This window comes from Streptomyces xylophagus (assembly GCF_000716435.1).
GTDB lineage: Bacteria > Actinomycetota > Actinomycetes > Streptomycetales > Streptomycetaceae > Streptomyces > Streptomyces xylophagus.
Genome location: NZ_JNWO01000015.1, coordinates 1 through 13614 on the forward strand (window position 1 = coordinate 1; position 13614 = coordinate 13614).

Annotated in this window: 5 protein-coding genes, 1 tRNA gene and 1 rRNA gene; 6 read left to right on the forward strand and 1 reads right to left on the reverse strand. The window is 68.7% G+C overall.

Translation table 11 applies throughout. The annotated features are described in order from the left end of the window. The 3 genes from rrf to OO70_RS29650 all read left to right on the forward strand — a co-directional run. A 5S ribosomal RNA gene (gene rrf / locus OO70_RS29640) occupies window positions 1–109 on the forward strand; the annotation flags it as partial. Window positions 110–222: 113 nt separating this feature from the next. Continuing rightward, a complete protein-coding gene (locus OO70_RS29645; RefSeq protein WP_043677819.1) occupies window positions 223–885 on the forward strand; it encodes a DegT/DnrJ/EryC1/StrS family aminotransferase in 663 nt (220 codons plus the stop codon). Between the two features lie 95 nt (window positions 886–980). Then, window positions 981–1056 (forward strand) — tRNA-Thr (locus OO70_RS29650). A gap of 49 nt (window positions 1057–1105) precedes the next feature. Here OO70_RS29650 and OO70_RS29655 read toward each other — a convergent pair. Then, window positions 1106–3856 carry a SpoIIE family protein phosphatase gene (locus OO70_RS29655; RefSeq protein ID WP_043677822.1) on the reverse strand — a complete coding sequence of 917 codons (2751 nt, stop codon included), beginning with the start codon at window positions 3854–3856 and terminating at the stop codon, window positions 1106–1108. Window positions 3857–4235: 379 nt separating this feature from the next. Here OO70_RS29655 and OO70_RS29660 point away from each other — a divergent pair, with 379 nt between their 5' ends. From OO70_RS29660 to OO70_RS29670, 3 genes are all read left to right on the forward strand, one after another. Continuing rightward, window positions 4236–9707 (forward strand): HAMP domain-containing protein, encoded by a 5472-nt coding sequence (locus OO70_RS29660; RefSeq protein ID WP_106971783.1) that lies wholly within the window; start codon window positions 4236–4238, stop codon window positions 9705–9707. A gap of 244 nt (window positions 9708–9951) precedes the next feature. Next, complete coding sequence (locus OO70_RS29665) at window positions 9952–10635, forward strand: response regulator (protein ID WP_043677827.1); 684 nt, start codon at window positions 9952–9954, stop codon at window positions 10633–10635. A 123-nt stretch (window positions 10636–10758) separates the two neighbouring features. Beyond that, window positions 10759–13479, forward strand: a complete 2721-nt coding sequence (locus OO70_RS29670; protein WP_043677830.1) for a DNA translocase FtsK — start codon at window positions 10759–10761, stop codon at window positions 13477–13479. The last annotated feature ends 135 nt before the right edge of the window (window positions 13480–13614 follow it).

Sequence of the window (13614 nt, forward strand, 5' to 3'; positions counted from 1 at the left end):
TCATAGCGTGAGGGAAACGCCCGGTTACATTCCGAACCCGGAAGCTAAGCCTTACAGCGCCGATGGTACTGCAGGGGGGACCCTGTGGGAGAGTAGGACACCGCCGAACAAATATTGAAAGGGTTGGATCCTGAACTTCGGTTCGGGGTCCAACCCTTTTTTGTTGTGCGTCACTTGAAGTTCACGTTGCGCAATCACCATCCGAGCATGGGTACTGCTGCAATGCTCAGGGCCGCAGGCGTCGGACTCGGTGACGAGGTCGTCGTGCCGGCGTTCGGGAACGTGGAAGTCGCCGAGGCTGTCACCCTGGCGGGTGGGCTGCCGGTGTTCGCCGACATAGATCCGGTGACCTACTGCCTGGACGCGTCCGCTGTCGAAGCGGCCGTAACTCCGCGTACGGCGGCGATAGTTGTCGTACATCGATTCGGGCGGTCGGCCGACATGGCGCGGATGCTCGGGGTCGGGCAGCGGCATGGGCTGCTGGTGTTGCAGCAGGGGGAGTCCGAGGCGCCGTACGACGAAGTTGCTCAGCGGCGGGAGCGGGCGGCCTATCTTGATGCGAAGTTGCGTGGGGTGCGGACGCCCGATGGTGGGGACGGGCACACCTACCAGCAGTACATCGTGCGGGTGCCGGGGAACGGGCGGCCGGATCGTGATGCCTTCGCTCGGGCCGTGCGCGGCAGGGGAGTTGAGTGCCGGGTGCCGGTGAAGACGCCTGTGCATCGGCTGCCGGAGTTCCGGCGGTGTGTGGCTCTGCCGGAGACCGAGCGGGCCGCGGACGAGACGCTCGCGCTGCCGGTGGATGCCTCGTTGACCAGGCGGGAGATGCAGCGGATCGTGTCCGCGTGCAATGCGCTCGGGGGACTGCTCCAGCCTGCTTTCTGACCGAGTCGGGGTCAGGTGGCGGTGGTTGGGCGCACGGGTCTGTTCGGGGTATGATTCTTTTCGTCGCCGCGAGGGAAGCCTCGGGAAAGCGACAGGCCCTCTTAGCTCAGTCGGTAGAGCGTCTCCATGGTAAGGAGAAGGTCAACGGTTCGATTCCGTTAGAGGGCTCCAGACATCAAAGGCCCCGCCCAATTGGGCGGGGCCTTTTGCGTGTTCAGGTTCAGTCCTTCTGGAGGCCCGGGACTCGCATGGCGAGGATTGCCATGTCGTCGGACGGGGCGTCCGAGGCGAAGCGCTCCACCGCGCGCATGACGCGGGCCGCGACCGCGCCGGCTGTGAGGCCCGTACAGGTCGTGAGGACGTCCGTGAGGCCGTCGTCGCCCAACATGCGGGTGCCCTCGCGGCGTTCGGTGACGCCGTCCGTGACGCACAGGAGGACGTCGCCCGGGTCCAGGGTGACCGTCTGCTCGTAGAGCTCCAGGTCGTCCATGACGCCGAGGAGGGGCTGGGGTTCGGCGGCCGGTTCGACCGTGCCGTCCTGGCGGAGGCGGAGCGGGAGCGGGTGGCCCGCGCAGACCACCTTGAGTTTGGCGCTGCCGTCCTCCTGGGGCCACAACTCGCCGTAGAGGAGCGTCAGGAAGCGGCTGCGGGCGCCCTCGTCGAGGATCGCGGAGTTGAGGCGCTCCAGGACCGCCGGGCCGCCGAAGCCCTCCCTGGCGAGCAGGCGGAGGGCGTGGCGGGCCAGGCCGGTGACTGCGGCGGCCTCGGGGCCGGTGCCGCAGACGTCGCCGATGGCGAAGCCGTAGACGCCGTCGCGGATGGGGAAGAGGTCGTAGAAGTCGCCGCCCACCTCGTTGCCCTCGCCGGCCGCGCGGTAGATGACCTCGACCTCGACGCCCTCGATGTGCGGGAGGTCCGGAGGCAGGAGGCTGCGCTGGAGGGACTGGCTGATGGCCGTGCGCTCCGAGTACAGGCGGGCGTTGTCGAGGGCGAGGGCGGCTCGGCGGCTCAAGTCCTCGGCCAGTTCCAGGATTTCCTGGCGGAAGTGTTCGTCGGTGGGCTTGCCGAGGGTCAGCATGCCGATGACGCGGTTGCGGGCGACCAGCGGGAGGACGACCGTCTCGCCGCCGACTGCGGAGGCCGTGGCGAGAGTTGGGCCGATGCCCGAGCTGACACGGCGGGTCGGTTCGTTGAGGCCGAGGCTGCGCATGGAGGTGCGGAGGGCCGCCTGGTGGGCGGCCTCGGCGGGGGCGGCCCAGACGCGGGCGCCGGGGGTGGGTACCGGGTCCGGAGGGGCGATCTTCGAGAGCAACGACTTGATGCCGTCGATGAGTTCCTCGTCCTCGTGCAGGACGTACGAGAGGTACGGGTCCGAGGCCTGGTCGGCGATCGTGTAGACCGCGCACCAGGTGGCCAGGGTCGGCACCGTCATCTGGGCCATCAGGGCCAGGGTCTGGTCGCGGTCCAGGGTGCCGGCGAGGAGGTCGGAGGCCTCGACCAGGAAGCTGAGCGAGCCGCGGCGCAGGCGTTCCAGCTCGCCCAGGCGGGCCGATTCGACCGCCAACGCGATGCGGTCGGCGGCGAATTGGAGGCGCAGCGCTTCTTCGTTCGAGTATCTGTTGGGGCCTTCGGCGGCCACTCCGAGGGAGCCGGTGAGGCGGCCCTCCACCTTCAGGGGGACCGTGACGACCGAGCGCATTCCGGTGCCGCTGAGGAGCGGTACGGCGCCCGGGACGGCCTGGAGGTCCTCGTGGACGGCCGGCATGCGGGCGGAGCCGTAGCGGCCGGGGCCGGCTTCGACGGGCACGCGCGCGAAGCGTTGGCGTGCGGAGGGCAGGCCGGTGGAGGCGCGGACCTCCAACTCCGTTTCGTCGTCGGTCGCGAGGAGGAGGAAGGCGGAGTCTCCGTCGAGCATGTCGCGGGCGCGCTCGACCGTGCGCTGGAGGAGACCGTCGAGGTCGTCCGGCGCGGGGGAGCCGATGAACACCTCGAAGGGGTCGGTGTTCTGGCCGTCGGAGGTGGACGCGGCGTCGGGGGCGGGGCCGCGCAACGGTGTCTGCAGAACCGCGCGTTCGTGGTCCCGTACCAGGAGGCACACGGTTGACGGCTCGCCGCCGGTATCGCGGACGCGGAGGTGGGAGGCGTAGACCGGGGTCACGCGGCCGTCGGCGGCGCGGATGCCGTAACTGCCCTCCCAGCGGGAGAGGCGGAGCGCCTCGGCGATGCCGGTGCTGGTGCCCGGGGTGTGCGGCCAGGCGGCGAGGTCGGTGAGGGGCTTGCCGGTGACCTGCTCGGGGGCGTAGCCGAAGAGTTCCTCGGCGTCCTCGTTCCAGGACGCGATGGAGCCCGTGCGGTCGATCTGGACGACCGCGACGCGGACCCTGCCGTCGGCGAGCGGGAGGAGGGCGGCCGGCAGGGACGGGCCGGCCGCGCGGGTGCCCACCGGGCGGGCGGGGAGGTCGAGTTGGAACCAGACCAGCTTCTGTGTGGGGGTGTAGTCGACGCCCCAGCGGCTGGCCAGGGCCGCGCACAGCTGGAGGCCGCGGCCGCCCTCGCGGTCGGGGCTGCTCATGGTGATCGCGGCCCCCTGGAGGGGGATCTCGCGCTCCGGGTAGTGGTCGGCGACCTCGATCCTCACACCGTCGTCACTCCGTAGGCACAGAACATCCGCGGCCGTGCCCGCGTGGACCACTGCGTTGGTCACCAGCTCGCTGGTGAGGACCACGGCGTCGTCGACGATGTCGGCGAAGCCCCAGCCCTGAAGGGTGTCGCGGACGAAGGACCGCGCGGTGGCGACCGATCGTCCGACGGGCTCGAAGCTGGCGGCCGCGCGCGCGGTGATCACAGAACTCCTCGGCCTGTTGTCGGCGGGCAGGGGCCCATGGCCGATCGGTGCCTGCCGGGGCAACGGCTGGTTCCCGGTCGGCGGGGGATCCTGGGGCGTTCCCCCAGGATGCAGTCCGGTGGTCATGGTGCGGTGCCCCTCCGATGCCTGCCCGCTCGTGCTCGTGCCACCGCCCAGGCCGGACGGAACCGGCGCGGCTGGACAGCCGCATGCAAGGTTACTTACCTTCACCGTCCATGCGGATGCCGGTCCGCAGTGTTTCCGTCCGGAGGGTGTGCGGACGATGTGCGAAGCTGCCGAACTGTTATGGCCTGGTTCAGACAGGGTGAAACACTGGGCAGGATTCTGGTGACGGTCCGGGCAGGCCGGGTGTCTTCTGTGTACGGCGGACAGTCGGCCTTGTTGAAGCCCGGTAAACCGGGCAGAGATACGCGGCAGTAACTGATACGCCGAGCAGCAGCACCCCAGCACAGCAGTAACGGTCGACCCCTGCGGGAGGGACACAGTGGAGTCTGGCGCAGCGACGCGGGCCACCAAGACGCGCGCGAAAGGCGGACAGTCCCTGAAGAACCAGCGCAAACCGCGCAATGGGACCACGGAAGTGGACGCGGCCTCCTTGGACCGGCTGCTGACGGCTCTTGTCTCCATGAGGGACGGGAACTTCCGCAAGCGGCTCACGGTGTCCGGCGACGGCGAGTTGTCGGAGATCGCCGCCGTGTTCAACGAGGTGGCCGACCGCAATCTGCATCTCACGGGTGAGCTGTCCCGGGTGCGGCGCATGGTGGGCCGTGAGGGAAAGCTCACGGAGCGGCTGGAGACGGGCGCCTGCGAGGGTTCCTGGGCCGCGGCCATCGACGCCTCCAACGCGCTCGTGGACGACCTCGTACGGCCCGTCTCCGAGGTCGGACGGGTGCTGTCCGCGGTGGCGGAGGGTGATCTGTCGCCGCGCATGGAGCTGCGGACGCAGGCGCAGGACGACGGGAACGGACATCCGCTGCGCGGTGAGTTCCTGAAGGTCGGGCGCACCGTCAACAATCTGGTCGACCAGCTGTCGACGTTCACCGACGAGGTCACGCGCGTGGCCAGTGAGGTGGGCACCGAGGGCAAGCTGGGCGGGCAGGCACGCGTGCGTGGCATGTCCGGCTCGTGGAAGGACCTCACGGAGTCGGTCAACACGATGGCGTACCGGCTGACGGCCCAGGTGCGGGACATCGCGCTGGTGACCACGGCGGTCGCCAAGGGCGACCTGTCCCGGAAAGTCACTGTTCACGTCGCCGGCGAGATGCTGGAGCTCAAGAACACCGTCAACACGATGGTGGACCAGCTGTCGTCGTTCTCCTCCGAGGTGACGCGAGTCGCCCGCGAGGTGGGCACCGAGGGCGAGCTGGGCGGCCAGGCGCAGGTGCCGGGTGTGGCCGGGGTGTGGAAAGACCTGACCGACTCGGTGAACATCATGGCCGGCAACCTGACGGCCCAGGTGCGCGGTATCGCCCAGGTGACGACGGCTGTCGCCAACGGTGACCTGTCGCAGAAGGTGACGGTGTCGGCGCGGGGCGAGGTCGCCCAGCTCGCCGAGACGATCAACCAGATGACCGAGACGCTGCGCACCTTCGCGGACGAGGTCACGCGCGTGGCCAACGAGGTCGGTGCCGAGGGGCAGCTCGGTGGGCAGGCGAACGTGCCGGGTGCGGCGGGGACGTGGAAGGACCTCACCGACTCGGTGAACACGGTCTTCCGGAACCTGACGATCCAGGTGCGGGACATCGCCGCCGTGACGACCGCGGTGGCGAGCGGTGACCTGTCCCAGAAGGTCACGGTGAACGTCGCCGGCGAGATGCTGGAGCTGAAGAACACCGTCAACGGGATGGTTGATCAACTGTCCTCGTTCGGTGCCGAGGTCACGCGCGTGGCGCGCGAGATCGGTGTCGAGGGTGAACTGGGCGGCCAGGCGCAGGTGCCGGGCGCGGCCGGTACGTGGAAGGACTTGACCGACTCGGTCAACACCGCATTCCGCAACCTCACCGGCCAGGTGCGCAACATCGCGCAGGTGACGACGGCCGTGGCCAACGGCGACCTCTCCCAGAAGGTCACCGTCGATGTGTCCGGCGAGATGCTTCAGTTGAAGAACACCGTCAACACGATGGTCGATCAACTGTCGTCGTTCGCCGACCAGGTGACCCGGATGGCCCGTGACGTGGGCACCGAGGGACGGCTGGGCGGCCAGGCGCGCGTGGACGGCGTCTCGGGCACCTGGAAGGAACTCACCGACTCCGTCAACTCCATGGCCGGGAACCTCACCTCTCAGGTGCGCAACATCGCCCAGGTGACCACGGCGGTGGCCCAGGGCGACCTGTCCCAGAAGATCGACGTGGATGCGCGCGGCGAGATCCTGGAGTTGAAGAACACCATCAACACGATGGTCGACCAACTCTCGGCCTTCGCCGACCAGGTGACCCGGGTCGCCCGCGAGGTGGGCACGGAGGGCCGCCTGGGCGGGCAGGCGCAGGTGCCCGGCGTCGCCGGCGTGTGGCGCGACCTGACCGACTCGGTGAACGGCATGGCCGGCAACCTCACCGCCCAGGTCCGCAACATCGCGCAGGTCGCGACCGCGGTGGCCCGCGGTGACCTGTCCCAGAAGATCACCGTGGACGCGCGCGGGGAGATCCTGGAGCTGAAGAACACCCTGAACACGATGGTCGACCAGCTGTCCTCGTTCGCCGAGGAGGTCACGCGTGTGGCCCGCGAGGTGGGCACCGAGGGGCAGTTGGGCGGTCAGGCCGAGGTGCAGGGTGTCTCCGGCACCTGGAAGGACCTCACGCAGTCGGTGAACTTCATGGCGAACAACCTGACCATCCAGGTGCGCCAGATCGCCGAGGTCACGACCGCCGTCGCCAAGGGCGACCTGTCCAAGAAGATCACTGTTGACGCCAAGGGCGAGATCCTCGAGCTCGTCACGACGGTCAACACCATGGTTGATCAACTGTCGTCCTTCGCGGAGCAGGTGACCCGGGTGGCCCGCGAGGTGGGCACCGAGGGCATCCTGGGCGGCCAGGCGCACGTACCGGGCGTCACGGGCATCTGGAAGGACCTCAGCGGCAACGTCAACCTGATGGCCAACAACCTGACCATGCAGGTGCGGAACATCTCCCAGGTCGCGGCGGCCGTCGCCAACGGCGACCTGACGCGGACGGTGACGATCGAGGCGCGCGGTGAGGTCGCGCAGCTCGCGGACACCTTCAACACCATGGTGAAGACGCTGAGTTCGTTCGCCGACCAGGTCACCAAGGTGGCCCGCGAGGTGGGCACGGACGGCATCCTGGGCGGTCAGGCGCGCGTGCCCGGTGTGGCCGGCACGTGGAAGGACCTCACCGAGTCCGTGAACGGGATGGCGTCCAACCTGACCGGTCAGGTGCGCAACATCGCGATGGTCACCACGGCCATTGCCAAGGGCGACTTGACCAAGAAGATCGACATTGACGCCCGCGGTGAGATCCTCGAACTCAAGACGACGATCAACACGATGGTTGATCAGCTGTCCAGTTTCGCCGAGGAGGTCACCCGCGTTGCCCGCGAGGTGGGCACGGAGGGCCAGCTGGGCGGCCAGGCACGCGTGCGTGACGTCGACGGCACCTGGCGCGACCTCACCGAGTCGGTGAACGAGATGGCCGGGAACCTGACCCGTCAGGTGCGTGCCATCGCGCGCGTGGCGACCGCGGTGACCCGCGGCGACCTGAACCTGAAGATCGACGTCGACGCGGCCGGCGAGATCCAGGAACTGCAGGACTACATCAACAAGATGATCGCCAACCTGCGCGACACCACGATCGCCAACAAGGAGCAGGACTGGCTCAAGGGCAACCTCGCCCGCATTTCCGCGCTGATGCAGGGCCGCCGCGACCTGGACGACGTGGCCTCGCTGATCATGAGCGAGCTGACGCCGGTGGTCTCCGCGCAGCACGGCGCGTTCTTCCTCGCGCTGCCCCTGGCGGACGCGGAGGGCGAGGAGGCGTACGAACTGCGCATGCTCGGGTCGTACGGCTACTCCATGGGGTCCATGCCGACCTCGTTCAGGCCCGGTGAGGCGCTGATCGGGACGGCGGCCCAGGAGCGGCGCACGATCCTCGTGGAGAACGCGCCCAGTGGGTATTTGAAGATCTCCTCGGGGCTCGGGGAGGCGCCGCCCGCGCAGGTGATCGTGCTTCCGGTGCTGTTCGAGGGGAAGGTGCTCGGCATCATCGAGCTGGCCTCCTTCACGCCCTTCACGCAGATCCAGAAGGACTTCCTCAACCAGATCGCCGAGATGATCGCGACCAGCGTCAACACCATCTCCGTCAACACCAAGACGGAGGTGCTGCTGAAGCAGTCGCAGGAGCTGACCGAGCAACTCCGCGAGCGCTCGGCCGAGTTGGAGAACCGGCAGAAGGCACTCCAGTCGTCCAACGCCGAACTGGAGGAGAAGGCCGAGCTGTTGGCCCAGCAGAACCGCGACATCGAGGTCAAGAACACCGAGATCGAAGAGGCCCGCCAGGTCCTGGAGGAGCGCGCCGAGCAGCTCGCCGTGTCGATGCGCTACAAGAGCGAGTTCCTCGCCAACATGTCGCACGAGCTGCGCACACCGCTCAACTCGCTGCTGATCCTGGCCAAGTTGCTCGCCGACAACGCGGAGGGCAACCTCTCCCCGAAGCAGGTCGAGTTCGCCGAGACGATCCACGGCGCCGGCTCCGACCTGCTCCAGCTGATCAACGACATCCTGGACCTGTCGAAGGTCGAGGCGGGCAAGATGGACGTCTCCCCGACGCGTATCGCGCTCGTCCAACTCGTCGACTACGTAGAGGCCACTTTCCGCCCGCTGACCGCGGAGAAGGGCCTCGACCTCTCCGTACGGGTCTCGCCGGAACTGCCGGCCACGCTGCACACCGACGAGCAGCGGCTGCTCCAGGTGCTGCGCAACCTGCTGTCGAACGCGGTGAAGTTCACCGACTCCGGAGCGGTCGAACTGGTCATCCGGCCGGCCGGCGCGGACGTTCCGGTGGCGATCCGGGAGCAGCTCCTGGAGGCCGGTTCGCTGCGGGACGCGGACGCGGACCTGATCGCGTTCTCGGTGACGGACACCGGGATCGGGATCGCCGGGAGCAAGATGAGGGTGATCTTCGAGGCCTTCAAGCAGGCGGACGGTACGACCAGTCGCAAGTACGGCGGTACGGGCCTCGGCCTGTCGATCTCCCGGGAGATCGCGCAGCTGCTCGGCGGTGAGATCCACGCGCAGAGCGAACCGGGACGCGGTTCGACGTTCACGCTGTATTTGCCGCTGCACCCGAGCGAACTGCCCCCGCAGGGCTACCAGCAGCTGCCCGCGCTGGAGGCGGGCGACCTCCTGACGTCCGCCGCGGAACTCGCCGAGTTCTCGGAGCGGAGCGAGGTGGGCATCGAGACGCCGGCCGAGGTGAAGTCGTACCACGAGACGCAGAACGGTGCCGCCGCGCTCTTCAGGCGCCGCCGTAGGGCCGTATCGGCCATCGAGGGCGCGCAGTTGGGGCAGACGGTGCGGGACCAGTGGGCGGCCGAGGAGACGGCGCCGCCGTCGCGCCGGGGCATCCGGTTCAGCGGCGAGAAGGTGCTGATCGTCGACGACGACATCCGCAACGTCTTCGCGTTGACCAGTGTCCTGGAGCAGCACGGGCTGTCCGTGCTGTACGCGGAGAACGGCCGTGAGGGCATCGAAGTCCTGGAGCAGCACGACGATGTGACGGTCGTTCTGATGGACATCATGATGCCCGAGATGGACGGATACGCGACGACGTCGGCGATCCGCAGGATGCCGCAGTTCGCCGGGCTTCCGATCATCGCGCTGACCGCGAAGGCGATGAAGGGCGACCGGGAGAAGGCGATCGAGTCCGGTGCGTCGGACTATGTGACGAAGCCGGTCGATCCCGATCACCTGTTGTCGGTGATGGAGCAGTGGATGCGGGCAGAGTGACGGGAACCATCAGCGTTCACGCGGAGTTGCTGACTCAGTGTGCTCGAAGCCGTGTAGAAGTACGGGATTCGGGGAACCTTCTGGTCTCCCGCTACGTTTCTGCTTCGTGCACAGTGACATCGCGGTGACAGGGTGTGGCGACAGGCGGGGTGCGGCTACCATGACCGGCACAAGGACGGGCGGCGCAAGAGAGTCGTCCCCTGGGGCGGCGCCCGGTGCACATCCGGGGCGAGGAGGGCGGGCCATGGTGCAGAAGGCCAAGATCCTCCTGGTCGATGACCGGCCGGAGAATCTGCTGGCGCTGGAGGCCATCCTCTCTGCGCTCGATCAGACACTGGTTCGGGCATCGTCCGGGGAGGAAGCGCTCAAAGCACTGCTCACGGACGACTTCGCGGTCATTCTGCTGGACGTCCAGATGCCAGGCATGGACGGTTTCGAAACCGCCGCGCACATCAAGCGACGGGAGCGGACCCGGGACATCCCGATCATCTTCCTCACCGCGATCAACCACGGCCCGCACCACACCTTCCGGGGTTACGCGGCGGGCGCGGTCGACTACATCTCCAAGCCGTTCGACCCGTGGGTGCTGCGCGCGAAGGTCTCGGTCTTCGTCGAGCTGTACATGAAGAACTGCCAGCTGCGGGAGCAAGCGGCGCTGCTGCGGCTCCAGTTGGAGGGCGGCGGCAAGCCCGCGGTCGGTGCGGCCAAGGAACCGGCCGGACTGCTCGCCGAGCTGTCGGCGCGGCTCGCGGCCGTCGAGGAGCAGGCGGAGGCGCTGTCCAAGCAGCTCGACGACGAGTCGGCGGACGCGGCGGCCGTAGCCACCGCGGCACATCTCGAACGCAAACTCACCGGGCTGCGCCGGGCACTCGACGCCCTGGAGCCGGGCACCGGCAGCGGAGCACCCTCGCTCCCGTCGCAGAACTGACGTCCGCCGCGGGCGCAGTTGTGCGTGAGCGAGCGTCAGTTCCCCGTCCCGTACGGGCGACACGAACGGGTGAAGCAGTGGGCACACGTGTCCGCTGCCGTCTCCACAGGTAACCTCACACCTATGGCCTCACGTCCCTCCGCAGCCAAGAAGCAGCCCGCCAAGAGGGCTGCTCCGGCGAAGGCTCCGGCGAAGAAGGCCGCTGCGAAAAGGGCCCCGGCGAAGAAGGCGGTCGCCAAGAGGACCGCCCGCCCCGCGCCCAAGCCGGCGCCCAGCCCCACCGGTGGCATCGTCCGGCTCGTGCGCGCCGTCTGGCTCGGCACCGCGCACGCCGTCGGCGCGGTGTTCCGCGGCATAGGGCAGGGCGCGAAGAACCTCGACCCGGCCCACCGCAAGGACGGCGTCGCGCTGCTGCTGTTCGGCCTCGCGCTGATCGTCGCCGCCGGCACCTGGGCCGACCTGCGCGGTCCGGTCGGCGACCTCGTCGAGATCCTGGTGACCGGCGCCTTCGGCCGCCTCGACCTGCTCGTGCCGATACTGCTCGCGGTGATCGCCGTGCGCTTCATCCGGCACCCCGAGAAGCCCGAGGCCAACGGCCGCATCGTGATCGGCCTCTCCGCGCTCGTCATCGGCGTGCTCGGCCAGGTCCACATCGCCTGCGGCGCGCCCGCCCGCAGCGACGGCATGCAGGCCATAAGGGACGCCGGCGGCCTCATCGGCTGGGCCGTGGCGACCCCGCTGACGTACACCATGGGCGACGTCCTCGCCGTACCGCTGCTCGTGCTGCTCACGGTCTTCGGGCTGCTGGTCGTCACGGCCACGCCCGTCAACGCGATCCCGCAGCGCCTCAGGCTGCTCGGGGTGAAGCTCGGCATCGTCCACGACTTCGACGACGAGGACGAGTTCGGCGAGGACGACGAACGCTACGACGAGCAGTGGCGCGAGGCGCTCCCCGCGAGCCCCCGCAAGCGCGGGAGCGGCCCCGAGGCGTACGACCCCGACAGCGCCGAGCAGGAGGCCCTCTCCAAGCGCCGGAGCCGCCCCCGGCGCTCCGCGGTGCCCCAGCCCGACATGAACCGCCCCATGGACGCCGTGGACGTCGCAGCGGCCGCCGCAGCGGCCCTCGACGGGGCGGTCCTGCACGGCATGCCGCCCTCGCCGATCGTCGCCGACCTCACCCAGGGCGTACGGGTGGGAGGCGACCGCGAGGACACCACCCCGACGCCCGTCCCGGCCCCCGCCGCGCGCCCCAAGCAGGAGAAGCTCAAGGTCGAGCCGGTCGAACGCGTCGTAGCGGATCTGACCAAGGCGGCCCCCGAGGAGATGCGCGATCTGCCGCCTCGGGCCGAGCAGCTTCAGTTGTCCGGCGACATCACGTACTCGCTGCCGTCGCTCGACCTCCTGGAGCGCGGCGGACCCGGCAAGACGCGCAGCGCCGCGAACGACGCCGTGGTCGCCTCCCTCCAGAACGTCTTCATGGAGTTCAAGGTCGACGCGGCCGTCACCGGCTTCACGCGCGGGCCGACGGTCACGCGCTACGAGGTGGAGCTCGGCCCCGCCGTCAAGGTCGAGCGGATCACCGCGCTCACCAAGAACATCGCCTACGCCGTCGCCAGCCCCGATGTGCGGATCATCAGCCCGATCCCCGGCAAGTCGGCGGTCGGCATCGAGATCCCGAACACCGACCGCGAGATGGTCAACCTCGGCGACGTACTGCGTCTCGCGGACGCGGCCGAGGACGACCACCCGATGCTGGTGGCGCTCGGCAAGGACGTCGAGGGCGGCTATGTGATGGCCAACCTGGCGAAGATGCCGCACGTGCTGGTCGCCGGAGCCACCGGTTCCGGCAAATCGTCATGCATTAACTGCCTGATCACGTCCGTCATGGTCCGCGCGACCCCCGAGGACGTGCGCATGGTCCTCGTCGACCCCAAGCGCGTCGAACTGACCGCCTACGAAGGCATCCCGCACCTGATCACGCCGATCATCACCAACCCCAAGCGGGCCGCCGAGGCGCTCCAGTGGGTCGTACGGGAGATGGACCTCAGGTATGACGACCTCGCGGCCTTCGGGTACCGGCACATCGACGACTTCAATCAGGCCATCCGCGACGGCAAGCTGAAGACGCCGGAGGGCAGCGAGCGGGAGCTCAAGACCTATCCGTATCTCCTGGTGATCGTCGACGAGCTCGCCGACCTGATGATGGTCGCGCCGAGGGACGTCGAGGACTCGATCGTGCGCATCACGCAGCTCGCGCGCGCGGCCGGCATCCACCTGGTGCTCGCGACGCAGCGGCCGTCCGTGGACGTCGTCACCGGTCTGATCAAGGCGAACGTGCCCTCCAGGCTCGCGTTCGCCACCTCCTCGCTCGCCGACTCCCGGGTCATCCTCGACCAGCCGGGCGCCGAGAAGCTCATCGGCAAGGGTGACGGGCTGTACCTCCCCATGGGGCAGAACAAGCCGACCCGTATGCAGGGCGCCTTCGTGACGGAGGACGAGGTCGCGGTCGTCGTCCAGCACTGCAAGGACCAGATGGCGCCCGTCTTCCGGGACGACGTCACCGTCGGCAGCAAGCAGAAGAAGGAGATCGACGAGGACATCGGCGACGACCTCGACCTGCTGTGCCAGGCGGCCGAGCTGGTCGTGTCCACGCAGTTCGGGTCCACCTCGATGCTCCAGCGCAAGCTGCGCGTCGGCTTCGCCAAGGCCGGGCGGCTCATGGACCTCATGGAGTCCCGGGGCATCGTCGGACCCAGCGAGGGGTCCAAGGCGCGTGACGTTCTCGTGAAGGGTGACGAGCTGGACGGCGTGCTCGCGGTGATCCGCGGGGAGTCTGAAGGGTAGACGTCCGCCGAAAGGACGAGACCGTGACTCACCCGTTAGAGATCGTCGGGCAACCGTTTCCCTTTGCCGTACGTCAAGTTGAGCGAGAAGACAGACAGGGCTCCCACCATGGGGTCCGTGTCTGGCTCGCCATCG